The sequence below is a fragment of the Pseudomonas sp. R1-15 genome (assembly GCF_051132085.1).
Taxonomy (GTDB): domain Bacteria; phylum Pseudomonadota; class Gammaproteobacteria; order Pseudomonadales; family Pseudomonadaceae; genus Aquipseudomonas.
Genome location: NZ_CP071660.1, coordinates 3,569,356 through 3,595,026, shown reverse-complemented (window position 1 = coordinate 3,595,026; position 25,671 = coordinate 3,569,356). Strand labels below are relative to the sequence as shown.

23 protein-coding genes are annotated in these 25,671 nt (G+C 62.0%); 13 read left to right on the top strand and 10 right to left on the bottom strand.

What is annotated here, in order from left to right; translation table 11 throughout:
* Positions 1–14 precede the first annotated feature (14 nt).
* The 7 genes from J3P97_RS16225 to gloB all read right to left on the bottom strand — a co-directional run bounded on the left by J3P97_RS16225 (position 15) and on the right by gloB (position 9,998).
* Entirely contained in the window at positions 15–1,625 is a 1,611-nt protein-coding gene (locus J3P97_RS16225) for an ABC transporter ATP-binding protein (protein ID WP_434672257.1), read from the bottom strand.
* A 1-nt stretch (position 1,626) separates the two neighbouring features.
* Positions 1,627–2,646 (bottom strand): ABC transporter permease, encoded by a 1,020-nt coding sequence (locus J3P97_RS16220; RefSeq protein ID WP_434601109.1) that lies wholly within the window; start codon positions 2,644–2,646, stop codon positions 1,627–1,629.
* A 1-nt stretch (position 2,647) separates the two neighbouring features.
* Positions 2,648–3,721, bottom strand: coding sequence for a microcin C ABC transporter permease YejB (locus J3P97_RS16215; protein WP_434573593.1), 1,074 nt, complete (start codon positions 3,719–3,721; stop codon positions 2,648–2,650).
* A 4-nt stretch (positions 3,722–3,725) separates the two neighbouring features.
* Entirely contained in the window at positions 3,726–5,579 is a 1,854-nt protein-coding gene (locus J3P97_RS16210) for an extracellular solute-binding protein (RefSeq protein WP_434672256.1), read from the bottom strand.
* Entirely contained in the window at positions 5,576–7,408 is a 1,833-nt protein-coding gene (locus tag J3P97_RS16205) for an extracellular solute-binding protein (protein WP_434672255.1), read from the bottom strand. Before J3P97_RS16205 ends, J3P97_RS16210 begins: the two co-directional genes overlap by 4 nt.
* 265 nt (positions 7,409–7,673) lie before the next feature.
* Positions 7,674–9,131 (bottom strand): transglycosylase SLT domain-containing protein, encoded by a 1,458-nt coding sequence (locus J3P97_RS16200; RefSeq protein WP_434601103.1) that lies wholly within the window; start codon positions 9,129–9,131, stop codon positions 7,674–7,676.
* A 99-nt stretch (positions 9,132–9,230) separates the two neighbouring features.
* Positions 9,231–9,998 carry a hydroxyacylglutathione hydrolase gene (gloB, locus tag J3P97_RS16195; RefSeq protein ID WP_434601101.1) on the bottom strand — a complete coding sequence of 256 codons (768 nt, stop codon included), beginning with the start codon at positions 9,996–9,998 and terminating at the stop codon, positions 9,231–9,233.
* A gap of 65 nt (positions 9,999–10,063) precedes the next feature.
* Between gloB and J3P97_RS16190 the strand changes: the two genes are divergently transcribed.
* The 4 genes from J3P97_RS16190 (at position 10,064) to J3P97_RS16175 (ending at position 13,090) form a co-directional block, all read left to right on the top strand.
* The gene (locus tag J3P97_RS16190) at positions 10,064–10,822 is read left to right on the top strand and encodes a class I SAM-dependent methyltransferase (RefSeq protein WP_434573601.1); all 759 of its coding nucleotides are present in this window, start codon (positions 10,064–10,066) and stop codon (positions 10,820–10,822) included.
* A 92-nt stretch (positions 10,823–10,914) separates the two neighbouring features.
* Positions 10,915–11,367, top strand: a complete 453-nt coding sequence (gene rnhA, locus J3P97_RS16185) for a ribonuclease HI (RefSeq protein ID WP_030142629.1) — start codon at positions 10,915–10,917, stop codon at positions 11,365–11,367.
* A gap of 88 nt (positions 11,368–11,455) precedes the next feature.
* A complete protein-coding gene (dnaQ, locus tag J3P97_RS16180; protein WP_434601099.1) occupies positions 11,456–12,217 on the top strand; it encodes a DNA polymerase III subunit epsilon in 762 nt (253 codons plus the stop codon).
* Positions 12,218–12,475: 258 nt separating this feature from the next.
* Positions 12,476–13,090: a GNAT family N-acetyltransferase gene (locus J3P97_RS16175; RefSeq protein WP_305500442.1), complete on the top strand. Its 615-nt coding sequence runs from the start codon at positions 12,476–12,478 to the stop codon at positions 13,088–13,090.
* Here J3P97_RS16175 and J3P97_RS16170 read toward each other — a convergent pair.
* Entirely contained in the window at positions 13,056–13,949 is an 894-nt protein-coding gene (locus tag J3P97_RS16170; RefSeq protein WP_434601096.1) for a LysR substrate-binding domain-containing protein, read from the bottom strand. The genes J3P97_RS16175 and J3P97_RS16170 overlap by 35 nt on opposite strands.
* Before the next feature lie 85 nt (positions 13,950–14,034).
* The gene (locus J3P97_RS16165) at positions 14,035–14,295 is read right to left on the bottom strand and encodes a hypothetical protein (RefSeq protein WP_305500444.1); all 261 of its coding nucleotides are present in this window, start codon (positions 14,293–14,295) and stop codon (positions 14,035–14,037) included.
* 186 nt (positions 14,296–14,481) lie between these two features.
* Between J3P97_RS16165 and J3P97_RS16160 the strand changes: the two genes are divergently transcribed.
* Together J3P97_RS16160 and J3P97_RS16155 are read left to right on the top strand one after the other, a co-directional pair.
* On the top strand, positions 14,482–15,039 hold the full coding sequence (locus tag J3P97_RS16160) for an NADPH-dependent FMN reductase (protein ID WP_305500446.1): 558 nt from the start codon (positions 14,482–14,484) through the stop codon (positions 15,037–15,039).
* Between the two features lie 176 nt (positions 15,040–15,215).
* Positions 15,216–16,499: an arsenic transporter gene (locus tag J3P97_RS16155; protein ID WP_434672254.1), complete on the top strand. Its 1,284-nt coding sequence runs from the start codon at positions 15,216–15,218 to the stop codon at positions 16,497–16,499.
* A 121-nt stretch (positions 16,500–16,620) separates the two neighbouring features.
* Here the strand turns inward: J3P97_RS16155 and J3P97_RS16150 are convergent, their stop codons facing one another.
* Positions 16,621–17,571 carry a DUF1853 family protein gene (locus J3P97_RS16150; RefSeq protein WP_434672253.1) on the bottom strand — a complete coding sequence of 317 codons (951 nt, stop codon included), beginning with the start codon at positions 17,569–17,571 and terminating at the stop codon, positions 16,621–16,623.
* A 104-nt stretch (positions 17,572–17,675) separates the two neighbouring features.
* On the opposite strand from J3P97_RS16150, the gene J3P97_RS16145 reads away from it, so the two are divergent.
* The 7 genes from J3P97_RS16145 (at position 17,676) to J3P97_RS16115 (ending at position 25,636) form a co-directional block, all read left to right on the top strand.
* A complete protein-coding gene (locus J3P97_RS16145) occupies positions 17,676–18,566 on the top strand; it encodes an NAD(+) kinase (RefSeq protein ID WP_003180647.1) in 891 nt (296 codons plus the stop codon).
* Positions 18,563–19,537: a metallophosphoesterase gene (locus J3P97_RS16140; protein WP_434674566.1), complete on the top strand. Its 975-nt coding sequence runs from the start codon at positions 18,563–18,565 to the stop codon at positions 19,535–19,537. Before J3P97_RS16145 ends, J3P97_RS16140 begins: the two co-directional genes overlap by 4 nt.
* Entirely contained in the window at positions 19,534–20,406 is an 873-nt protein-coding gene (locus J3P97_RS16135) for a rhomboid family intramembrane serine protease (RefSeq protein ID WP_434672252.1), read from the top strand. The genes J3P97_RS16140 and J3P97_RS16135 overlap by 4 nt, the downstream gene beginning before the upstream one ends.
* 45 nt (positions 20,407–20,451) lie before the next feature.
* The gene (locus J3P97_RS16130) at positions 20,452–20,712 is read left to right on the top strand and encodes a YeaC family protein (RefSeq protein ID WP_434573613.1); all 261 of its coding nucleotides are present in this window, start codon (positions 20,452–20,454) and stop codon (positions 20,710–20,712) included.
* Complete coding sequence (locus J3P97_RS16125) at positions 20,709–21,539, top strand: DUF2797 domain-containing protein (RefSeq protein WP_434672251.1); 831 nt, start codon at positions 20,709–20,711, stop codon at positions 21,537–21,539. The genes J3P97_RS16130 and J3P97_RS16125 overlap by 4 nt, the downstream gene beginning before the upstream one ends.
* Positions 21,540–21,552: 13 nt before the next feature.
* A complete protein-coding gene (gene pepN / locus J3P97_RS16120; protein ID WP_434672250.1) occupies positions 21,553–24,210 on the top strand; it encodes an aminopeptidase N in 2,658 nt (885 codons plus the stop codon).
* A 373-nt stretch (positions 24,211–24,583) separates the two neighbouring features.
* On the top strand, positions 24,584–25,636 hold the full coding sequence (locus J3P97_RS16115; RefSeq protein WP_434672249.1) for a WD40/YVTN/BNR-like repeat-containing protein: 1,053 nt from the start codon (positions 24,584–24,586) through the stop codon (positions 25,634–25,636).
* Positions 25,637–25,671 lie beyond the last annotated feature (35 nt).

Below are 25,671 nucleotides of genomic sequence, written 5' to 3'. Positions count from 1 at the left end.
GCTCCTCTTTCAGGTTATTCGGCAGTTGTCGGGGCCAGGAAAGCGGCCTCCAGCAACTGCTGTGTATAGGGGTGTTGCGGCGCGGCGAATATGCTGCGGGCATCACCTTGTTCGACCACTTGGCCATGCTTGACCACCATCAACTGGTGGCTCAGCGCTTTGACGACAGCCAGGTCATGGCTGATAAACAGGTACGTCAGGTTGTACTTGGTTTGCAATGACCGCAACAGCTCCACCACCTGGCGTTGCACGGTACGGTCCAGGGCCGACGTTGGTTCGTCCAGCAGAATCAACGCCGGCTTGAGCACCAGGGCCCGGGCAATGGCGATGCGCTGCCGTTGCCCTCCGGAAAATTCGTGGGGGTAGCGATTCCGGGTTTCCGGGTCCAGGCCTACCTCCTTTAATGCCGCGATTATCGCTTGTTCCTGTTCGGCTTCGGTGCCGATCTTGTGGATCCGCAGTCCTTCGCCGACGATCTGGCTCACACACATCCGCGGGCTCAGGCTGCCAAACGGGTCCTGAAACACCACTTGCATCTCCCGGCGCAACGGCCGGACATGCTGCTGCGACAGGCTGTCGAGCTGCTTGCCCTCGAAGCGGATCCCGCCCTGGCTGCCGATCAACCGCAAGATCGCCAGCCCCAGCGTGGACTTGCCGGAACCGCTCTCGCCGACGATGCCCAAGGTCTGGCCCTGGGGCAGGCTGAAGCGGATTCCGTCCACTGCCTTGATGTAATCCGTCGTGCGCTTGAACAGGCCTTTCTTGATCGGGAACCAGACTTTCAGGTCCTCGACCTCCAGCAGCGGCGGGCCGACCACGTTGGTCGCCGGGTTGCCGCTGGGCTCGGCGGCGAGCAATTCCCGAGTGTACGGATGTTGCGGCGCGCGGAACAACTCTGCGCACGATGCCTGTTCGACGATGCAACCGCGCTGCATGACACATACACGATGCGCAATTCTTCGCACCAGGTTCAAATCGTGGCTGATCAGCAGCAGCGACATGCCCAGGCGCGCCTGCAAATCCTTGAGCAGATCGAGGATTTTCAACTGCACGGTGACGTCCAGCGCGGTGGTCGGTTCGTCGGCTATCAGCAGTTCCGGCTCGTTGGCCAGGGCCATGGCGATCATCACCCGCTGACGCTGGCCACCGGACAGTTCGTGGGGCAACGCCTTGAGCCGTTTGTGCGGTTCGGGGATGCCGACCAGTTCCAGCAGCTCGAGGGAGCGACGGGTGGCGACCTTGCCGGTCAGGCCCTTGTGGATGCCGAGCACTTCATTGAGCTGTTTTTCAATGCAGTGCAGCGGGTTCAGGGAAGTCATCGGCTCCTGGAAGATCATCGCGATCCGGTTGCCACGGATATGGCGGATGGTCTTTTCCTTCAGGCCCAGCAGATTCTGGCCGGCGTACTGGATGGTCCCGGTCGGGTGGTGGGCCAGCGGGTAGGGCAGCAAGCGCAGGATCGAATGGGCCGTCACCGACTTGCCCGAGCCGCTTTCACCCACCAGGGCGAGGGTTTCGCCGCGCTTGATGTCGAAGCTGATGCCCTCGACCACGCGCTGGCGGCGTTCGCCAACGATGAACTCCACCGCCAGGTCGCGTACTTCGATCAGATTGTCCTGGTTCATTTCACTTCCTCGGATCGAAGGCATCGCGAGCGGACTCGCCGATGAACACCAACAGGCTCAGCATGATCGCCAGCACGGCGAATGCGCTGATGCCCAGCCAGGGCGCCTGCAGGTTGGACTTGCCCTGGGCCACCAGCTCGCCGAGGGATGGCGCTCCGGCCGGCAGGCCGAAACCGAGAAAATCCAGGGCGGTGAGGGTGCCGATGGCGCCGGTGAGGATGAACGGCATGAAAGTCATGGTCGAGACCATGGCGTTGGGCAGGATGTGGCGGAACATGATGGCGCCGTTCTGCATGCCCAGCGCTCGCGCGGCGCGCACGTATTCGAGGTTGCGCCCGCGCAGGAACTCGGCGCGCACCACATCCACCAGGCTCATCCAGGAAAACAGCAGCATGATGCCCAGCAGCCACCAGAAGTTCGGCTGGACGAAGCTGGCGAGGATGATCAGCAGGTAGAGTACCGGCAGCCCGGACCAGATTTCCAGGAAGCGCTGGCCGGCCAGGTCTACCCAGCCGCCATAGAAGCCCTGCAACGCACCGGCAATCACCCCGATGATCGAGCTGAGCACCGTCAGCGTGAGCGCGAACAGCACCGAGATGCGGAAGCCATAGATGACCCGCGCCAGCACGTCGCGGCCCTGGTCATCGGTGCCCAGCCAGTTCACCACCGAGGGCGGTGCCGGGGCCGGGACCTTCAAGTCGTAATTGATGCTCTGGTAGCTGAATGGAATCGGTGCCCACACGACCCAGGCGTCCTTGGCGGCGAGCAACTCGCGGATATACGGGCTCTTGTAGTTGGCCTCCAGCGGGAATTCGCCGCCGAACGTCGTTTCCGGGTAACGCTTCAGGGCCGGGAAGTACCAGCCGCCGTCGTAGTGCACCACCAGTGGCTTGTCGTTGGCAATAAGCTCGGCGCCCAGGCTGAGGACGAACAAGAACAGAAACAGCCACAACGACCACCAGCCACGCTTGTTGGCCTTGAACAGTTCGAAACGGCGACGATTGAGAGGGGAGAGGTTCATCTCAATGCTCCCGGCTTTCGAAGTCGATACGCGGATCGACGAAGGTATAGGTCAGGTCGCCGATCAGTTTCACTACCAGCCCCAGCAGGGTAAAGATGAACAGTGTGCCGAAGACCACCGGATAATCACGGTTGATGGCGGCTTCGAAGCTCATCAACCCGAGGCCGTCGAGGGAGAAGATCACTTCCACCAGCAGCGAGCCGGTAAAGAAGATCCCGATGAACGCCGAAGGGAAACCGGCAATCACCAGCAGCATGGCGTTGCGAAATACATGCCCGTAGAGCACCCGGTTGCGCGTCAGCCCCTTGGCCTTGGCGGTGACCACGTACTGCTTGTTGATTTCATCGAGGAAACTGTTCTTGGTCAGCAGCGTCATGGTGGCGAAGTTGCCGATCACCAGGGCGGTGACAGGCAAGGCCAGGTGCCAGAAATAATCGAGGATCTTGCCGCCGAGGCTCAGTTCTTCGAAATTGTTCGACGTCAGCCCCCTCAATGGAAACCAGTCGAAATAACTGCCGCCGGCAAACACCACGATCAGCAGGATGGCGAACAGGAACGACGGGATCGCATAACCGACGATGATCGCCGAACTGGTCCACACATCAAAATGGCTGCCGTGCCGCGTGGCCTTGGCAATCCCCAGCGGGATCGACACCAGGTACATGATCAGCGTGCTCCACAGTCCGAGGGAGATCGACACCGGCATCTTTTCCTTGATCAGGTCGATGACCTTGGCGTCGCGGAAAAAGCTGTCGCCAAAGTCCAGGCGGGCGTAGTTCTTGATCATGATCCACAGGCGTTCGGGGGCCGACTTGTCGAACCCGTACATGCGCTCGATTTCCTTGACCAGTGCCGGATCCAGGCCTTGGGCGCCGCGGTAGGAGGAGCCGGCCACCGACACTTCCGCGCCGCCGCCGGCGATGCGGCTGGTAGCGCCTTCGAAACCTTCGAGCTTGGCGATCATCTGCTCCACCGGCCCACCGGGCGCGGCCTGGATGATCACGAAGTTGATCAGAAGGATGCCGAACAGGGTCGGGATGATGAGCAGCAGGCGCCGAAAAATATAAGCCAGCATCGGGTTACTCCACGCTCACAGGGGCGGCGACTTGCTGCTCGATCACTTGTTTTTCCACTTCGTCGGCCGGTTTGACGTCCGGCTTCACCCACCATGTGGTGGTGCCGATGTCGTAGGTCGGGGTGACTTTCGGGTGGCCGATATGGTTCCAGTAGGCCACGCGCCAGGTCTTGATGTGCCAGTTGGGGATCACGTAGTAGCCCCACTGCAGCACCCGGTCCAGCGCCCGGGCATGGGCCACCAGGCTTTTGCGCGAATCGGCGTTGATCAACTGTTCCACCAACTGGTCGACGGCCGGGTCCTTCAGGCCCATGGTATTGCGGCTGCCAGGCTTGTCCGCGGCAGCCGACATCCAGAACTCGCGCTGCTCGTTACCCGGCGAGCTGGACTGCGGGAAGCTGCCCACCACCAGATCGAAGTCCCGGGAGCGCACGCGGTTGATGTACTGGGACACGTCGACGCGGCGAATAACCAGCTCGATGCCCAGGTCGCTCAGGTTGCGCTTGAAAGGCAGCAGCACCCGCTCGAATTCGGTCTGGGCCAGGAGGAATTCCAGCACCACCGGTTTGCCCTGGGCGTCGACCATCTTGTCGTCGACGATGCGCCAGCCGGCCTCTTGCAGCAATTGATAGGCCTTGCGCTGCTGGTCGCGGATCATGCCGCTGCCATCGCAGACCGTAGGCTGGAAGGTTTCAGTGAAGACCTGTTCCGGAATCTTGCCGCGCAGCGGTTCGAGAATCTTCAATTCGTCTTCGCCGGGCAGGCCGGTCGCGGCCATTTCCGAGTTCTCGAAATAGCTGCGGGTGCGGGCGTAGGCACCGTGGAACAACTGCTTGTTGGTCCATTCGAAGTCCAGCAACAGGCTCAACGCCTGGCGCACCCGCACGTCCTGGAAGATCGGGCGGCGCAGGTTGTAGACAAAACCCTGCATGCCGGTGGGGTTGCCGTTGGGGATCTGTTCCTTGATCAGGCGGCCTTCGCTGACGGCGGGAATGTTGTAGGCGTTGGCCCAGTTCTTGGCAGCCATCTCCAGCCAGAAATCGAATTGCCCGGCTTTCAACGCCTCTACGGCCACGGTGTTGTCGCGGTAGTAATCGGTGGTCAGTACGTCGAAATTGTAAAAGCCGCGGTTGACCGCCAGGTCCTTGCCCCAGTAATCCTTGACGCGCTCGTAGCGGATCGAACGCCCCGCCTTCACTTCGGTGACCCGGTAGGGGCCGCTGCCGAGGGGGATCTCCAGGTTGCCCTTGTTGAAGTCGCGGTTGGCCCACCAGTGCTTGGGTAACACCGGCAATTGACCGAGGATCAACGGCAGTTCGCGGTTATTGGTGTGCTTGAACTTGAACAGGACCTTGAGTGGCGTCTCGGCGACGACTTCGGCGACGTCGTTGTAATAACCGCGAAACATCGGTGCGCCGTCCCTGGTCAGGGTCTCGAAGCTGAACACGACGTCTTCGGCGCGCACCGGATGGCCGTCGTTGAAGCGGGCATCGGGGCGCAGGTAGAAGCGCACCCAGCCATTGTCCGGGGCCTTCTCGATCTTTTCTGCGATCAGGCCGTACTCGGTAAAGGGCTCGTCGAGGCCTTGCTTGGCCAGGGTGTCGTAGATCAGGCCGATATCATCGGCCGGTACGCCCTTGCTGATAAATGGGTTGAGGCTGTCGAAGCCGCCAAACCCGCCCTGACGGAATATCCCGCCCTTGGGGGCATCCGGATTTACATAATCGAAATGCTTGAAGTCGGCCGGGTACTTCGGCGGTTCGTTGTACAACGTCAAGGCGTGTTGCGGCGCGGCACAGGCCAGTCCGGCGAATAACAGGCCGCTGGCCTGCAGGAGCAGGGCGCGTAAAGGCTTCATTGATCTTTCTCCGAAGATTTCAGCCACCATGCGCTCAGGCCCAGGGTATAGGGCGGCGTAGTGACGAAGGCGAACCGGTTGCGGTACGCCAGGCGATGATAATTGAGATACCAGTTGGGAATGCAGTAATGCTGCCATAGCAGCACGCGGTCCAGGGCCTTGCCGGCGGCGACCTGTTCGTCGCGAGTCTGGGCGGCGAGCAGCTTCTCCAGCAGGTGATCGACCACGGGGTTGGCGATGCCCGCATAGTTTTTACTGCCCTTGATCCCGACCTGGCTGGAGTGGAAGTACTGCCATTGCTCAAGGCCCGGGCTGAGGGTCTGGCTCAGGGTCAGCAGGATCATGTCGAAATCGAACTGGTCCAGGCGCTGCTTGTACTGGGCGCGGTCCACCGTGCGCAGACGGGCCTGGACGCCGATGCTGGCGAGGTTCTCGACGTAGGGCTGGAGGATGCGCTCCAGGTTCGGGTTCACCAACAGGATTTCAAAGCGTAGGGGCTGCTTGTCGGCGTTCAGCAAGTGCTGGCCGTGGAGGGTCCATCCGGCTTCTTTCAACAGGCCCAGGGCCTTGCGCAGTGTCTCGCGCGGAACGCCGCGACCGTCGGTGCGAGGCAGACTGAAGGGTTCGGTCAGCAACCGGGGCGGCAATTGTTCGCGATAGGGCTTGAGCAGCAGCCATTCGTGCCCCACGGGCAGGCCCGTGGCCGAAAATTCACTGTTGGGGTAATAGCTGAGTGTGCGTTTGTAGGCACCGCTGAACAACGTGCGGTTGGTCCATTCGAAATCGAACATCAATCCCAGGGCTTCGCGCACCTTGACCTCGGCGAAGGTGCTGCGCCGGGTGTTCATGAACAGGCCCTGGGTCTGGGTCGGAATCTGATGGGGAATCTGCGCCTTGATCACATCGCCACGGTTGATCGCCGGAAAGTTGTAGCCGTTGGCCCAGTTCTTGGCCTGGTGTTCGATGTAGATATCGAATTCACCGGCCTTGAACGCTTCGAAGGCCACCTCGCTGTCGCGGTAGAACTCGACGACCATGCGGTCGTAGTTGTATTTGCCGCGATTGACCGGCAGGTCCTTGCCCCAGTAGTCCTTGACCCGTTCGAAGACCAGTTGGCGACCGGGCTGCACCTTGGTGATGCGATAAGGGCCACTGCCCAGGGGGGGCTCGAAGGTGGTCGCCTTGAAGTCGCGGTCTTTCCAGTAGTGCTGGGGCAGCACCGGCAGTTCCCCCAGGCGCAGAATCAGCAAGGGATTGCCCGCACGCTTGAAGACAAAGCGGATTTTCAGCGGGTTGAGGATATCGACCCGCAGCACTTCCTGCAGGTTGGTGCGGTATTGCGGATGACCTTCCTTGAGCAGCGTCCTGTAGGAAAACGCCACGTCATAAGCGGTGATCGGCACGCCGTTATGGAACCGCGCCTCCGGCCGCAGGTTGAACACTACCCAGCTACGGTCCTCGCTGTATTCCACGGATCGGGCGATCAAGCCGTAGCTCGACGTCGGTTCGTCGCCGGACGGTGCGTACTGGCCGGTGCCAACCATCAACGGCTCGTTCAATTCATTGATGCCGTATTGCAGGAAATTTGCCGTTGAAACCGGGCTGCTGCCCTTGAAGGTATACGGATTGAGTGTGTCGAAGGTGCCAAATGCCATGACCCGCAAGGTGCCGCCCTTGGGCGCTTGCGGGTTGACCCAGTCGAAGTGGGTGAATCTGGCCGGGTACTTGAGCGTGCCGAACTGCGCATAGCCATGGCTTTCGCTGATGGTGGCGCCGGCGGGGGAGCTCAAGGCCAGGCTGATCAGGAACAGGAGGAGGGGACGTATCAAGTCTGAGATCCGATCCAGGCGGCTTGGGCTTTTATGGCCTGTACAGTAACAGCTTGTATCGGCAGGAAAAAGGCGGGGGCTCAAAGCGCCAGATTACCTGGATCCGTGGCGAGAGTGCCTTTGTGGCGAGGGAGCTTGCTCCCGCTGGGTTGCGAAGCAACCCGTGAACCTGGCACCTCGGTGTGACAGGTGAATTGAGTCGCTGCTTTTGGGGCTGCTGTGCAGCCCAGCGGGAGCAAGCTCCCTCGCCACGGGAGCTCCGCTGTTAATGCGGGGAATAGACCGTCAGCATCTGTCCAGGCTTGAGCGCCTTGCCCATGCGCGGGTTCCAGCGCTTGAGGTGCTGCATTTCGACGTTGAAGCGCTTGGCAACGACGTAAAGCGAGTCACCTTGCTTGACCTTGTATTGGGTCTGCTTCTTCTGTTCCTTGCCCTTGGCGGCTACGACAGTGTTGATGCGTTTGCCGCTGGCCTTGGTTGCCTTGGTGGCCTTGACGTCTTGCATGACCAGGGTCTGGCCGACCTTGAGCTTATTGCCGCTGAGCTTGTTCCAGCGTTGCAGGTCCTTGGTCTGGACGTTGTTGGCCTTGGCGATCTGGGCCAGGTTGTCGCCGCGCTTGACCCGGTAGCTGCGCCGTACACCTTCCACTTCGCTGTCATCGGCGTTTTCGAAGACCGGCTTGAGCGAGCGCGGGCTGATCAGTTCTTCCGGGCGCATGGTTGACAGGCTGGCGGTCAGCAACTGTGCCTTGGAGGTCGGGACCAGCAGGTGTTGTGGGCCGTCGACGGTGGTGCGTTGCTTGAACGCCGGGTTGAGCTGGAACAGCTCGTCTTCGTCGATGTTCGCCACCGCTGCGACTTTTGAAAGGTCCATGCGCTGGTTGATCTCGACGACCTGGAAGTAGGGTTCGTTGGCGATCGGGTTGAGGTTCACGCCGTAGGCATCGGGGGCCAGTACCACTTGGGACAGCGCCAGCAGCTTCGGCACGTAGGCCTGGGTTTCGCTGGGCAGAGGCAGGTTCCAGTAGTCGGTGGGCAGGCCGAGCTTTTCGTTGCGCTCGATGGCCCGGCTGACCGTGCCTTCACCGGCGTTGTAGGCCGCCAGCGCCAGCAGCCAGTCACCGTTGAACATGTCATGCAGGCGCGTCAGGTAATCCATGGCGGCCGTGGTCGACGCTGTGATGTCGCGACGTCCGTCGTAGAAACGCGTCTGGCGCAGGTTGAAATAACGCCCGGTGGAGGGGATGAACTGCCACAGGCCCACCGCGTTGGCGCGGGAATAGGCCATCGGGTTGTAGGCGCTTTCGATCACCGGCAACAGCGCCAGCTCCAGCGGCATGTTGCGCTCTTCCAGGCGCTCGACGATGTAATGGATGTACAGGCTGCCGCGCTCGCCGGCGTTTTCCAGGAAGGAAGGATTGCTGGCGAACCACAGGCGCTGCTGCTCGATGCGCGGGTTGACCCCGGCGGTTTCCTGCAGCTGGAATCCCTGGCGCATGCGTTCCCAGACGTCCTGGGGCACTTGCGGGCTGGGTTTTTCCGTCAGCCAGACGGGTTTTTGCTTGGCTCGCGCGGCGATATTCGGCGTATGCGCGACATCGGCCTGCGGCACCTGGCTGGTGCTCTGGCAGCCGGCCAGCGTGGCGGACACAGCCACCGCGATGGCTTGAGCCAAGCGGGTCAATGTGTCTGACTGGACGGACCTGCGAATAGATGACGACATTGGCTGGAAGTAAGTTCCGGGCAAAAATGTCGGCCGATTCTAGGAAGCGCACCCCAACAGGTCAACCATTCAGAATTTTTGTATCAATTGATAGCGGGCTTAGAACTTATCTTTCCAGGCCCTCAAGGCCGCAAAAACCTCACTCGCCGTCTGGTTACGCTGGCCGTTCCGTTCGTCTGCTTTTTCTTTAACGGATGTTTCAGAGGTGCGCAAAAACGGATTGGTGAGCTTTTCCAGGGCCAGGGTCGACGGCAGGGTGATGACACCCTGGCTGCGCTGCTCGGTGACTTTCTCCAGGCGCGCGGCAATGTCCGGGTTGGCCGGCTCGACCGCGACGGCAAACTTCAGGTTGCTCAGGGTATATTCATGGGTGCAGTAGACGAGCGTATCGTCGGGCAGTGCGGCGAGGCGGCTCAAGGAGTGGTGCATCTGCTCGGGCGTGCCCTCGAAGAGCCGGCCGCAACCGGCGGCGAACAGCGTGTCGCCGCAGAACAGCAGGCCGCGATGGTAGTAGGCGATATGCCCAAGGGTGTGTCCGGGCACGGCGTGAATATCGAAGTCCAGGCCCAGCACGTTGACCTTGGCGTTGTCCTCCAGGGCGATGTCCCGCGCCGGGATGTTTTCGCTGGCCGGCCCGTAGACTGTGGCGTTCGTCGCGCTTTTCAGCGCCGCGACACCGCCGACATGGTCATGGTGGTGATGAGTGACCAGGATGTCGCTCAGGACCCAGCCCGGATGGGCGTCGAGCCAGGCCCGTACGGGGGCGGCGTCGCCCGGGTCGACCACGGCGCAGCGCTGGGTCGAGTGATCCTGTAACAACCAGATGTAGTTATCGGTAAACGCGGGCAGGGCACTGATCTGTATCATCGCTGAATTCGCCAAGCTCAAAACAAAGGCGCATCTTAGAACTTCCTGGCGCGTTGGAGAATGCAATGACCGATGAAGCGTTCGCTCAGGCTGATCCTGAATGGCTGGCATTGATCAGTTCCGCCCGTGAATGGCTGTCCGGCCCTGTCGGGCAATTCCTGCTGGAAGAAGAACGGCGCATGCTCGAAGACGAGTTGGGCCGGTTCTTCGGCGGCTACCTGGTGCATTACGGCCCCTCGGCGCAGACCCCACCGTCGGCCCCGCAGGTGCAGCGCAACGTACGCCTGGGCGCGCCGTTGCCTGGCGTGGAGATCGTCTGCGAGGAGCAGGCCTGGCCGTTGAGCGAGCATGCCGCCGACGTGGTGGTCATGCAGCACGGCCTGGATTTCTGCCTGTCGCCCCATGGCCTGTTGCGCGAGGCCGCCAGCAGCGTGCGTCCCGGTGGCCATTTGTTGATTATCGGCATCAACCCCTGGAGCAGTTGGGGGCTGCGTCATGTATTCGCCGGCGACGCGCTGCGCCAGGCCCGTTGCATCTCGGCTTCGCGAGTGGGCGACTGGCTCAACCTGCTGGGCTTCGCGCTGGAGAAACGCCGCTTCGGGTGCTATCGTCCGCCGCTTGCGTCGCCCAAGTGGCAGGCCCGTCTGGCCGGCTGGGAGCGCAAGGCCAGTGACTGGCAATTGTCCGGCGGCGGCTTCTATCTGTTGGTGGCGCGCAAGATCGTGGTCGGCTTGCGCCCGGTACGCCAGGCGCGGCGCGAGCCGGTGGGCAAGCTGATTCCCTTGCCGATGGCCAAGGTCAATCGCCGTCACATCGAGCCGTAACTTTTATTTCCAATGGTTCTGGCCGGCATTCGGTTTCGGGCGTCGAGCGGTCCCGGCCGGTGGGCCTTTGCATTTTTTCTGGATAGATTGGCATGAGCGATAGCGTAGAACTTTTCACTGATGGCGCCTGCAAGGGCAATCCGGGCCCGGGTGGCTGGGGTGCGTTGCTGGTGTGCAAGGGCGTGGAAAAGGAGCTCTGGGGCGGCGAAGCCAATACCACCAACAATCGCATGGAGCTGATGGGCGCCATTCGCGGCCTGGAAGAACTCAAGCGGCCATGCGATGTGCTGCTGGTGACCGACTCGCAATATGTAATGAAAGGCATCAACGAGTGGATGGCCAACTGGAAGAAGCGCGGCTGGAAAACGGCGGCGAAGGAACCGGTCAAGAACGCTGATCTCTGGAAGCTGCTGGACGAGCAGGTCAACCGCCACAACGTCACCTGGAAATGGGTGCGCGGGCACATCGGCCACCACGGCAACGAGCGGGCCGACCAGTTGGCCAATCGTGGGGTCGATGAGGTACGGGGGTATAAGCAGGCTTGATCCAAAAAGCGGTCCCGGGCTTATCCCACCGAATAGCGTGCTAACATTCGCGCTTTTGCAAGACTGCCCGTTTGAGAGCTGAACACTGATGGCCAACAGATCTGTAGTACTGGATACCGAAACCACCGGCATGCCCGTGACCGACGGTCACCGGATTATCGAAATCGGCTGTGTCGAGCTGATCGGTCGACGCCTGACCGGTCGTCATTTCCACGTTTACCTGCAACCGGACCGCGAAAGCGACGAGGGTGCCATTGGCGTGCACGGCATCACCAACGAATTCCTGGTAGGCAAGCCGCGTTTCGCTGAGGTAGCCGATGAGTTCTTCGAATTCATCCAGGGCGCGCAGTTGATCATCCATAACGCGGCGTTCGACGTCGGGTTCATCAACAATGAATTCGCCCTGATGGGCCAGCACGACCGGGCCGACATCACCCGGCATTGCACTATCCTCGATACCTTGATGATGGCGCGGGAGCGGCATCCGGGCCAGCGCAACAGCCTTGATGCCTTGTGCAAGCGCTACGGGGTCGACAACTCCGGTCGTGAGCTGCACGGCGCCTTGCTCGACTCCGAGATCCTCGCCGACGTCTACCTGACCATGACTGGCGGTCAGACCAGTCTGTCCCTGGCCGGCAATGCGTCTGACGGCAATGGCACCGGCGAAGGTTCGGGTAACCAGGCGAGCGAGATCCGGCGTTTGCCGGCAGACCGCAAGCCGGCCCGGATCATCCGCGCCAGCGAAAGCGACCTGGCCGAACATGCCGCGCGTCTGGAAGCCATCGCCAAGTCCGCCGGTGCCCCGGCATTGTGGACGCAATTGGTCGAGGCGCAGGCTGCCGCGAGTTGATGAGATATCTGTGGGAGCGAGCCTGCTCGCGAAAGCGCTGGGTCAATTGGCAACTGTCGAATGTGCCTACGCCTTCGCGAGCAGGCTCGCTCCCACAAGAGCTTTCCTCATGCAGTTTTCGGCGCAATCGCCAATACTTTCCAATTTAAAGTAAAGGCAGGCCATGGTTATCCGCGTGACGTGTGAAGATTCGACAAGCAAGGGCAATGGATGGCTTCGCGCCGTTGGTTGTCTCAAGGAATGAGGACCTTCCCCAGTATGCAACCGGTCATGAATCCCAAGCACCCCGGCCTGTCGGTGCGCGTCGCCGATGACGGCTTCGCCGCTTATATCTGGGGCAGCGATTTCAGTTTCGAAGTCAGCGTCTATGGCACGGCGCAGATCGGCCGGCCGGTGAGCCAGTGGCCGGTGACGCCGATCGTTCCCTACCGCAAGTGCTACGGCATCGACCCTGAAGAGTTCAGCAGTTTTCGCGATGCCCCGGACAGCGAAATCTTCATGGCCTACCTGGACGATCAACCGGTCGGCCATCTGGTCGTCAGCACCAATTGGAACGGGTATGCCCATATCGACGAGCTGGCGGTGCATGCACCGGCTCGCCGGCATGGGGTGGCCAAGGCCTTGCTCGACGTGGCCCAGTTCTGGAGCCGCAAGAAAAAACTGCCGGGCATCATGCTGGAAACCCAGAACAACAACCTGGGCGCCTGTCGGCTTTACGAGCGCTGCGGCTATGTGCTCGGCGGCATCGATCACCTGCGTTATCGCGGCATTGACCGGCACACCGCCGAGGTGGCGCTGTTCTGGTACCGGTTGTTCGACGATCCGCTGGGCATGACGGTCAGTGGTTCAGCAACGCCTCGGCTTGTTCCGTGATCCGTTCCAGCAACGACTGGATCGCCGGTGAAGGCGTGGCACCGTTCAGGCTCAATGCATAGAGGCAGATGGGCACGGCCGGCGATACCGGACAGATGTCCAGGTCGCCGCCCCTGGCCCCCGAGGCGGTAAACGGGTCGACAATCGCCAGGCCTTCGCCGGCCTCGACCATTGCCCGCATCATCTGATGAGTCTGCACGCGTATCTGCACCACCGGCGCCGGGCGCAGTGCGCCAAGCTTATGGTCGAACGCCGGGCTCAGCGGATCATGCCCCTCCAGCCCGACCAGCGACTGGCCCGCAAGATCCTGAACCGACACGTATTTCTGTCGTGGTTGCAGCCAGCCATGGGGCGCCAGCAGCTGCAGTTTGCCTTGGGCGATCATCTGGCAATCGATGTCGGGGTGTTCGGGATCGTGCAGGCTCAGGCCCAAATCGCTTTCACGCAGCAGCAGGCTCTTGACGATTTCCCGGGTCGGCTGGCTGAGCAGGGTGCACGGCGCATCCGGATGGCGCCGACGCAGGGCGGCAATGCTCAGGGGTAACAGCTGTTGGGCCAGTGGTGGGGTGCAGATGATGCGCAGGGGCGGCGCCTGATAATGCTTCAGGCTGGCGGCCATTCGCTGTATCGGTTCGAGGGTGTCGTACAGCCGCGTGATGCCTTCGCGTAATTCCAGGGTTTCCCGCGTCGCCTGCAAGCGTCCGCGCACGCTGGCGAACAGCATGAAACCGAGCTGGGCCTCCGCATCGCGCAGGATAGACTCGACTTCGGCCACCGGCAATTGCAGCCATTCGGCCGCGGTACCCAGGTGGCCAGTCTGCAGCAGCGCCTGGATCACTTCGATGTGGCGTAAACGCATGCAAGAGGTCCGTATTAGGCAGGTAAGCCATTGAGTGGCTGAATCCTAACCCAATTACGGGTGCGACTTCTGCTCATGCAAACAGTTATAGAGCGATCTGCGTTTCGACTGGCGCCTGAGGCTGCCGTGGCGTTTCAGGCTCGCGGGTCAGGTGGATGCCGGATTGCACCAGCAGGAACGTGTCCTCGTCGACTTTGTTGACCCGATCTCCAATGGCCAGCTTATAAGTGATGACATCCTTGCCAATGCCGTCTTGTGACGGGTCTGATTCTTGGAATTCATGCACCGAATAGACGCGACCTTCGGCGTCCCGTGCGTGAAATTGTCCGACAAGTACTGCTGCCATTGCTTGGAACCTCTGAAAATAGATCACTCGATTTGCGGTTCTGTAGACCTTGGTCAAGTGCGGTAAGTTTTCCTACAGTAAAAAAATAGTCCGGTTGGCAGGTTTTGGGTGATCCACTGGTCCAATTGTGGTGCCGATCATCTATAACTACAGGCTCCCTTTGAGCCGATAGTCGAGAAGCCTCTCATGAGTAATGTCTACACAGTGGCGGTTTTAGTGGGCAGCCTGCGCAAGGCGTCGATCAACCGAAAGGTCGCGTTGGCCCTGGCGGACCTGGCGCCGTCCAACCTGAAACTGGAGATCGTCGAAATCGGCGAGCTGCCGCTCTATAACGAAGACATCGACGTCTCGCCGCCGGCGGCCTATACCGCGTTTCGCCAGAAGGTCGGCGCGGCGGATGCGTTGTTGTTCGTGACACCGGAATACAACCGCTCGGTGCCGGCCCCGCTGAAGAACGCCATTGATGTCGGCTCGCGCCCCTACGGTCAGAGTTGCCTGAGCGGCAAGCCGGGCGCAGTGATCAGCGCCTCACCCGGTGCCATCGGCGGTTTTGGCGCCAACCACCATTTGCGCCAATCCCTGGTTTTTCTCGACGTGCCTTGCATGCAACAACCTGAAGCCTACCTGAGCGGTGCGGGAACGGCGTTCGACGAGGCGGGCAACCTGTCGGAATCGGTGCGGCCGTTTTTGCAGAAGTTCATCGATGCCTATGGCAAGTGGGTGGAGCAGCATAAGAAGGTTTGATATCACCGTGAAACCCGTGGCCAGGGAGCTTGCTCCCTCGCCACAAGTGCATCCATGACCGCATAAGCCGTTCAATTCCTGCTTTACCGAATATCCGAAACTCCCTATCTTCGCCGTTCGCTGGCGCAGTGGCGTCCTGCTGCTGGTTTTTTCTTTTCCTTTCAAGGCTGTAACGCATGCTCATCGCGTCATTGATTTTCCTGCTGACCATAACGCTGGTGATCTGGCAGCCCAAGGGGTTGGGCGTCGGCTGGAGTGCCACCCTTGGTGCGCTGTTGGCCTTGCTGAGCGGCGTGGTACAGGTCGGGGACATTGCCCTGGTGTGGCAGATCATCTGGAATGCCACCGGTACGTTCGTCGCGTTGATCATCATCAGCCTGTTGCTGGACGAGGCCGGGTTCTTTGCCTGGGCCGCGTTGCATGTGGCCCGTTGGGGGCGAGGCAGCGGCCGCAAGCTGTTTGCGTTCATGGTGTTGCTCGGGGCGCTGGTCTCGGCATTGTTCGCCAACGACGGAGCGGCGCTGATCCTGACGCCTATCGTGATTTCCATGTTGCTGGCCCTGCGGTTCTCGCCGGCGGCGACCCTGGCGTTCGTGATGGGTGCCGGTTTCATCGCCGATACCGCCAGCCTGCCTCTGGTGGTATCGAACCTGGTGAACATCGTTTCCGCGGATTTCTTCGGCATCGGCTTCAACCGCTACGCGTCGGTCATGGTGCCGGTGAACCTGGTCAGCGTTGCGGCCAGCCTGGCGATACTGCTGTGGATGTTTCGTCGCGATATCCCGCGCGACTATGACCCGCAGCAGCTGGAAGACCCGGCAAGCGCCATCCACGATACGGCAACTTTTTATGCCGGTTGGGTGGTGTTGGCGATCCTTTTGCTGGGCTGCTTTGCCCTGGAGCCGCTGGGCATTCCCATCAGCGCGATTTCGGCGGTCTGCGCTGCACTGCTGTTGGCGGTGGCGGCTCGAGGACACAAGATCTCCACGCGCAAGGCGATGAAAGAAGCGCCCTGGCAGATCGTGATCTTTTCCCTCGGCATGTACCTGGTGGTCTATGGCCTGCGCAACGCCGGCCTCACCGGCTACCTCGCCGCCTGGCTCGATGGCTTCGCCGGTTACGGGGTGTGGGGCGCGGCCATGGGGACCGGGCTGTTGACCGCGCTGCTTTCATCGGTGATGAACAATCTGCCGACGGTGCTGATCGGCGCTTTGTCCATCGATGCCAGCCAGGCCACTGGCGTGGTCAAGGAGGCGATGATCTACGCCAACGTCATCGGCAGTGACCTGGGGCCGAAAATCACTCCGATCGGCAGCCTGGCAACCTTGCTTTGGCTGCATGTGCTGGCGCGCAAGGATATCCGCATCGGCTGGGGTTATTACTTCAAGGTCGGGATTGTGCTGACGGTGCCGGTGCTGCTGGTGACGTTGGCGGCGCTGGCTGTGCGGTTGTCACTCTAGGCCGTGGCGACGCCTTCGCGAGCAGGCTCGCTCCCACAGGGGAATTGATTCCTCCAAGGGCATGCATTCCAGATGTGGGAGCGAGCCTGCTCGCGAAGGGCCCCTGACAGCCCCCCAAACCTCAACCATTACCCGGCACATCCGGCCAAAGATCCGCCACCAGGAACGCCCGCTCGGCTTCCTCCCATTCGCCCTCGGCATTTTCGGTCAGGCGCACCATCAGTTGCGCCGGTGCCATGGGATCAAGGGCGGTTCGCCAGGCCTCCAGTTGTCCGGCAGTCCAGGCCTGGTCAACCGGGTAATGGGCCGGGGCCAGCCAGGCCGCGCGGGGCAGGGGCTGCCAGCGCCCTGGCGGGCGCTGGGTGACGAATCCGGGCCAGTCCCGCTGGTGCAACCAGCGGCCGCGCAAATGCCGGGGGTGCGCACCGCTCGGCGGTTCGGCCTCGCCCGGCCAGGGATAGAGCAGATAGCCGCCGAGCCAAAGGTGCGAGCGAAACGACTCGATGCCCAGCGCTGCCAAGGCCTTGCGACTTTCCGGGCGTGCCGAGATCGGCAGTTGGTGCTCATGCAGATGCGTCAGCTTGCGGTCGAGTCGGTCATGGCAGCCGGGCCCAAGCCATTGCGCGGTATCTCGCCCGTTGCCTTGTTGCGGGCCCAGGTACAACTTGATCGCCAGCTCCAGGTGATGCACGCCTTCATTATCGCGTAGCAGCAGGTCCAATTCGCCCAGCGTATGGCCGTCGCGCCGGATCGGCAGGTTCGCCGCGATCAGTTCGATGCCCGGCGCATGCTGCACGGCAAATTGCCAGAGCCTTTCGTAATACAGCCCCAGGCGCCGCGTGCGCCCCTGGGACAGGCACTGCAACAACGGATAGCTGTCGCGGTCCAGTTCGCGCAACCAGTGTTCCAGGCGATGGGGCTGCTGCACCCAGCCGCTGCCCGCCAGCGGATGGCGCTGGGGCCAGGGCGTGTCGATGAGCATCGGCGGGGCGACGATCACCCACGCCAGGTCCCGTACTTCGGGATGGCGCAGGCGGCGGGGCAGGTCGAGCAATTCGGGAAACAGGATCATGTTGCGAGCATAGCCGTTGCGCTGAAGGCTTAAAGGATTTTGTCTACGGCGCGGTTTCGCCCATAATCGGGTTTTTCGCCCGTCGCAGACCTCGCAGGAGCCTCATGGAGCAATTTCGCAATATCGGCATCATCGGTCGCCTGGGCAGTTCCCAGGTGTTGGACACCGTTCGCCGTCTCAAGCGCTTCCTCCTGGAGCGGCACCTGCACGTGATCCTCGAAGATACCATCGCCGAAGTGCTGCCGGGCCACGGCCTGCAGACGTCGTCGCGCAAGATGCTCGGCGAAGTCTGCGACATGGTCATCGTGGTCGGTGGCGACGGCAGCCTGCTGGGCGCCGCCCGGGCCCTGGCCCGGCACAACATTCCAGTGCTGGGGATCAACCGTGGCAGCCTGGGCTTCCTCACCGATATCCGGCCTGACGAGCTGGAGATCAAGGTCGCCGAGGTGCTGGACGGCCATTACCTGGTGGAAAACCGCTTCCTGCTGCAAGCCGAGGTGCGCCGTCACGCCGAGGCCATCGGCCAGGGCGATGCGCTCAACGATGTGGTGCTGCACCCTGGCAAATCCACGCGCATGATCGAATTCGAGCTGTACATCGACGGCCAGTTCGTCTGCAGCCAGAAGGCCGACGGCCTGATCGTCGCTACCCCGACCGGTTCTACCGCCTACGCGCTGTCGGCCGGTGGCCCGATCATGCATCCCAAGCTCGACGCTATTGTGATTGTGCCCATGTACCCCCATACCTTGTCTGGGCGACCCATCGTGGTCGATGGCAACAGTGAGCTGAAAATCGTCGTGTCCAAGGATATGCAGATCTACCCGCAAGTGTCCTGTGACGGCCAGAACCATTTCACCTGCGCGCCGGGTGACACCATCACCGTCAGCAAGAAGGCGCAAAAGCTGCGCCTGATCCATCCGCTGGATCACAACTACTACGAAGTCTGCCGGACCAAGCTCGGCTGGGGCAGTCGTTTGGGGGGTGGAGGCGACTGATGCTCGATCCCGCGCGCAGTTACGATCTGATCGGCGATGTGCACGGATGCGCGTTGACCCTGGAACACCTGCTCGACCGACTCGGTTACCGCAAGCAGGCCGGGGTCTGGCGACATCCTTCGCGCATGGCGGTGTTCCTCGGCGACATCATCGACCGGGGCCCGCGGATTCGCGAGGCGCTGCACATCGTCCACGACATGGTCGTGGCCGGCCAGGCGCTGTGCATCATGGGCAACCACGAGTTCAATGCCTTGGGCTGGAGCACCCCGGCATTGCCGGGCAGCGGCCAGCGCTACGTACGCGAACACACGCCGCGCCATGCCCGCTTGCTCAACGAAACCCTGACCCAGTTCGAGCAGCACCCGGGTGAATGGAGTGATTTCCTCAAGTGGTTCTACGAGCTGCCGCTGTTTGTCGACGCCGGGCGCTTCCGGGTCGTCCACGCCTGCTGGGACGCGGGCCTGATCGAGCCATTGCGCGGCTTGTTCCCGGAAGGCTGCATCGACGAGCATTTTCTCCAGGCTTCGGCCGAATCGGGCAGTTTTGCCTGCACAGTGTTCGATCGCCTGTTGCGCGGCACCGACATGCGCCTGCCTCATGGCATGACCCTGACGGGCGGCGACGGCCTGACCCGCGCGTTCTTCCGCACCAAATTCTGGGAAGACAACCCGCAGACCTACGGCGACATCGTCTTCCAGCCCGACGCATTGCCGGAGCCGGTGGCCCGCACACCGTTGTCACCGGACGAAAAAAACAACCTGCTGCGGTATGGCGTCGATGAGCCGATGTTGTTCGTCGGCCACTATTGGCGCAGCGGCAAACCGGCGCCGATCCGCCCGAACCTGGCCTGCCTGGACTACAGCGCGGTGCTCTACGGCAAGCTGGTCGCCTATCGGCTCGACCAGGAAACCCGTCTGGACCCGCACAAGTTCGTCTGGGTCGATGTCGAGCGGCCGGAGATGGGGCGATGAGCGTCGTCGCCGTCCTGCGCCTGCCCCTGGCAGTGGACCTGAGCGGTTTCGTCAAGCTGCTGCAGCGCATGCAGGTGCCTCATCGCGTCAGCGAAGAGGCGGGCGAGCAGGTGCTCTGGGTGCCGGATGAAATCAGCGAAAACGTGCGTTCGTTGTACGAGCGTTTTCCCGCCGGCGATCCCGAGCAACAGCTGGAACTGCCTGACACCGGCAGCACGTCCCGGCGGGCAGGGTTCGTCCAGCAACTGGCCCGCAGTCCGGTGACGGCCCTGATATTGCTGCTGAGCCTGATCGTCAGTGCCGTGACCCTGCTGGGGGAAAATCTTCAAACCCTGCGCTGGTTGACCTTCCTCGAGTTTCGCGTCGTCGGCGACTACATCCAGTTCACGCCGTTGGCCGACAGCCTCGCGGCGGGGCAGTGGTGGCGGCTGGTGACGCCGATGCTGGTTCATTTCGGCTTCCTGCACATCGCCATGAATGGCATGTGGTACTGGGAACTGGGACGCCGGATCGAAGCGCGCCAGGGCGGGATCAACCTGCTCGGGCTGACGCTGCTGTTCAGCCTCGTGTCCAATTTCGCCCAGTACCTGTTCAGCGGCGCGACCCTGTTCGGCGGGCTGTCCGGAGTGCTGTACGGCCTGCTGGGCCATTGCTGGATCTACCAGTTGCTCGCGCCGAACCCGGCCTATCACTTGCCCCGTGGGGTGCTGGTGATGATGCTGGTGTGGTTGCTGTTGTGCCTGTCCGGGCTGGTTTCGCTGATCGGTTTCGGCGAGATCGCCAACGCGGCCCACGTCGGCGGGTTGCTCGTCGGTTGCTCCACGGGCTTGTTGGGCGGGCTGTTCGCTCGCCGTAAAATGGCCCTTTGACCGGCGCCTGTGCCTTTTGAGAATGCGCAATTGCGCGGAGAACCCATGTCTTCCTTCAACGAAATGATCGACAACATCACCCCCGACATCTACCGCAGCCTGAAACTGGCCGTGGAAATCGGTAAATGGGCCGACGGCAACAAGCTCACCGCCGAGCAGCGCGAGTTGTCGCTGCAAGCGATGATCGCCTGGGAAATCCAGAACCTGCCCGAAGAAGAGCGCACCGGCTATATGGGCCCGCAGGAATGCCAGTCGAAAGCCACCGTCGTGCCGAATATCCTGTTCAAGTCGGACGCCATCCATTGATCGAGATTGGCCGCGGTGCAATCAGCAAGATGTCGGCACGCCTTGACGGGCCGACCGTTCAATACGCCTTTCGCCTGGGCGATGTCGAGGTGCCGGTCAATCCGTTGATCGGCAGCAGGATCCGCCTGGAATACCTCGGTGCGATCCACTGTACCCATTGCGGACGGCGGACCAAGACCAGTTTCAGCCAGGGTTATTGCTACCCCTGCATGACCAGACTGGCGCAATGCGACCTCTGCATCATGAGCCCCGAGCGTTGCCATTTCGAGGCGGGTACCTGTCGCGACCCGGCCTGGGGCGAGCAGTTCTGCATGACCGATCATGTGGTCTACCTGGCCAACTCATCGGGCGTGAAAGTCGGCATCACCCGCGCCACGCAACTGCCGACCCGCTGGCTCGACCAGGGCGCGAGCCAGGCGCTGCCGATCCTGCGGGTCGCCACCCGGCAGCAGTCGGGTTTCGTCGAGGACCTGTTCCGCAGCCAGGTGGCGGACAAGACCAACTGGCGCGCCTTGCTCAAGGGTGACGCTGCGGCGGTGGACTTGCGGCAGATCCGTGATTCACTGTTTGAAAGCTGCGCCCAGGGCCTGCAGGGTTTGCAGGAACGATTCGGCTTGCAGGCGATCCAGACCATAGCGGACGTCGAACCCGTCGAGATCCGTTACCCGGTGCAGCAGTACCCGGCGAAGATCGTCAGCTTCAACCTGGACAAGGACCCGATCGCCGAGGGCACGCTGCTGGGAATCAAGGGCCAATACCTGATTTTCGACACCGGCGTGATCAATATTCGTAAATACACGGCCTACCAGCTCGCCGTGCATCAGTAGAAGGATTCGACCCATGCGCACCGAACAACCGAAGATGATCTACCTGAAGGACTATCAGGCTCCCGAATACCTGATCGACGAGACGCACCTGACCTTCGAGTTGTTCGAGGACCACAGCCTGGTCCATGCGCAACTGGTGCTGCGCCGCAACCCCGAGCGCGGCGCCGGATTACCGCCGCTGGTGCTCGATGGCCAGCAGTTGGAATTGCTCTCGATCAAGCTCGACGACGCCGACCTGGGGCAGGGCGACTATCAACTGGATGACAGCCACCTGACCTTGCAGCCCAAGGCCCAGGCGTTCACCGTCGATACCACCGTGCGCATCCATCCGGAAACCAACACGGCCCTGGAAGGCCTGTACAAATCCGGCAGCATGTTCTGCACCCAGTGCGAGGCCGAAGGCTTTCGCAAGATCACCTATTACCTCGACCGCCCCGACGTGATGAGCAAGTTCACCACCACCGTGGTCGCCGAACAGCACAGCTACCCGGTGCTGCTCTCCAACGGCAACCCGATTGCCAGCGGCCCTGGGGAAGACGGCCGGCACTGGGCGACCTGGGAAGACCCGTTCAAGAAGCCGGCCTACCTGTTCGCCCTGGTGGCCGGTGACCTGTGGTGCGTCGAAGACACCTTCACCACCATGACCGAGCGCACCGTGGCGCTGCGCATCTACGTCGAGCCGGAAAACATCGACAAATGCCAGCACGCCATGACCAGCCTGAAGAAGTCGATGCGCTGGGACGAAGAGGTGTACGGGCGCGAATACGACCTGGACATCTTCATGATTGTCGCGGTCAACGATTTCAACATGGGCGCGATGGAGAACAAGGGCCTCAACATCTTCAACTCCAGCGCCGTACTGGCCCGCGCCGAAACCGCCACCGACGCCGCGCACCAGCGGGTCGAGGCGATCGTCGCCCACGAATACTTCCATAACTGGTCGGGCAACCGCGTGACCTGCCGCGACTGGTTCCAGCTGTCGCTCAAGGAAGGCTTCACGGTGTTCCGCGACGCCGGGTTCTCGGCGGACATGAACTCGGCCACGGTCAAGCGCATCCAGGACGTGGCGTACCTGCGTACCCACCAGTTCGCTGAAGACGCCGGCCCGATGGCTCACCCGGTGCGCCCGGACAGCTTCATCGAGATTTCCAACTTCTACACCCTGACCGTGTACGAAAAGGGCTCGGAAGTGGTCGGCATGATCCATACCCTGTTGGGCGCCGAAGGCTTCCGCAAGGGCAGCGACCTGTACTTCGAGCGCCACGATGGCCAGGCCGTGACCTGCGACGATTTCATCAAGGCCATGGAGGATGCCAATGGCGTCGACCTGAGCCAGTTCAAACGCTGGTACAGCCAGGCCGGTACGCCACGGCTGGCGGTGAGCGAGTCCTACGACGCCGCGGCGAAGACTTACAGCCTGACGTTCCGCCAAAGCTGCCCGCCGACGCCGGACAAGGCCGAGAAACTGCCCTTCGTGATTCCGGTCGAGTTGGGCCTGCTGGACAGCAATGGCGCCGAAATTCCACTGCGCCTGAGCGGCGAAGCGGCGGCGAGCGGCACGACCCGGGTGATCTCGGTGACCGAGGCCGAGCAGGCCTTCACCTTCGTCGATATCGCTGAAAAGCCCCTGCCTTCGTTGCTGCGCGGCTTCTCGGCGCCGGTGAAGCTGAGCTTCCCGTACGACCGTGATCAACTGATGTTCCTCATGCAACACGACAGGGACGGCTTCAACCGTTGGGATGCCGGCCAGCAATTGTCGGTGCAGGTCTTGCAGGAACTGATCGGCCAGCACCAGAAAGGCGAAAGCCTGGTGCTTGACCCTCGGCTGGTCAGCGCCTTGCGCAGCGTGCTGTCGGATGAATCCCTGGATCAGGCGATGGTCGCGGAAATGCTCTCGCTGCCAAGCGAAGCCTACCTGACCGAAATCAGCGAAGTGGCGGACGTCGAGGCGATCCACGCCGCCCGCGAATTCGCTCGCCGGCAGTTGGCCGAAAACCTGTTCGAAGCCCTGTGGCTGCGCTACGAGGCCAACCGCGACCTGTCCCGGCGCACGCCGTACGTGGCCCAGGCCGAGCACTTCGCGCGGCGTGCGTTGCAGAACATCGCGCTGTCCTACCTGATGCTGACCGACAAACCTGAAGTGCTGAGCGCCACGCTTGAACAGTTCGACACCGCGGACAATATGACCGAGCGCCTCACGGCGCTGGCGGTGCTGGTCAACTCGCCGTTCGAGACCGAAAAGGCCAAGGCCCTGGAAGTGTTCGCGGAGAACTTCAAGGGCAACCCGCTGGTCATGGACCAATGGTTCAGCGTCCAGGCCGGTAGCCCGTTGCCGGGCGGGCTGGCGCGGGTCAAGGCGTTGATGGAGCACCCGGCGTTCAACATCAAGAACCCGAACAAGGTGCGGGCACTGGTCGGCGCGTTCGCCGGGCAGAACCTGATCAACTTCCACGCCGCCGACGGTTCCGGTTATCGCTTCCTGGCGGACCTGGTGATCCAGCTCAACGCCTTGAACCCGCAAATCGCCTCGCGGCAACTGGCGCCACTGACCCGCTGGCGCAAATACGACAGCGCACGCCAGGCCCTGATGAAGGGCGAGCTGGAGCGCATCCTGGCGTCCGGTGGGCTGTCGGCCGATGTGTTTGAAGTGGTGAGCAAGAGCCTGGCTTGACCTTGATGCCGCGGTCTGCCTGGCGGACCGCGGTGCCCCTTTCGCGAGCAGGCTCGCTCCCACAATGGATCCTCTGTGGACACATATTCTGTGATCGACGTGGATTCCTTGTGGGAGCGAGCCTGCTCGCGAAGGGGCTCAATTATTATCCACTTGAAACTCGCGCCATCACCCCGCCGAATACCCCGCCATTCACCCTTGTCACCAACCCCCCACGGTTAACAAAAGATAACGTGGCGCCGATTGTCAGACCTTTCGAAAGCCCGATAGGATAGGTCCAGCTTGCGAAGTGGCTCTAGATTGCAGGTTTCAGGACTATGCTTCAGGACTGCAACGTACCAAGCCATAACAATAATAAATGGGGGAAAGGTCTATGAATGAGCCTGTCATGGCTGTGGGCCGCTGCCGCCCGCCAGTGCTGCGCAGATTTGCGCTGCTGGTCTCGGCGCTCTCGCTGCTGGGCTCTGCCGTTTTGTCGGCGCCGGTGCTGGCGGTTGCGGCGTCGACGGCCGATGTCATCTATTCCGTCGAATCGGCCAAGGCCAGCAAAACCCTCATGCTCGATGTGGTCCATGCCGGCCAGCGCCTGGTCGCGGTCGGTGACCGTGGGCATATCGTCTTTTCCGATGACCAGGGCAAATCCTGGACCCAGGCCAAGGTGCCGACCCGCCAACTGCTTACCGCAGTCTTCTTCGTCGACGACAAGCACGGTTGGGCCGTGGGGCACGACGCGCAGATCCTCGCCAGCGAGGACGGCGGCACCACCTGGACCAAGCAGTTCGAAGACCTCACCCGTGAAGCACCGCTGCTCGACGTCTGGTTCAAGGACGCCAGCAGTGGCCTGGCGGTGGGCGCCTACGGTGCGCTGTACGCGACCACCGATGGCGGCAAGCACTGGGAGCAGGCCAGCGACCGCCTCGAGAATGAAGACCAATATCACCTCAACGCTATCGCCGCGGTAAAGGACGCCGGGCTGTTCATCGTCGGCGAGGCCGGCAGCATGTTCCGCTCCGCCGACTGGGGGCAGACCTGGGAAAAACTCGAAGGTCCGTACGAAGGTTCGCTGTTTGGCGCCATCGGCACCGCCCAACCTTCGACCCTGTTGGCCTACGGCCTTCGCGGCAATCTCTATCGCTCCACGGATTTCGGCGACAGCTGGGAGCAGGTCGAGCTGAAGGCGGCCCGTGGCGCGCTGGAATTCGGCTTGTCGGGCGCGACGCTGTTGCCGGATGGCTCGATCGTGATCGTCGGCAACGGCGGCAGCGTGATTCGCAGCACCGACGATGGCGTGACCTTCAGCGTGTTCAACCGTCCGGACCGCATTTCCGTGGCGGCCGTCACGGCGGCGGGCAACGGCAACCTGATCCTGGCGGGACAGGGCGGCGTTCGCGCTACCACGCCCACTGGCGCCGAACTGAGCAAATGAGCCGGGCCTGTCAGACGGGCACAATAACAAGAAGG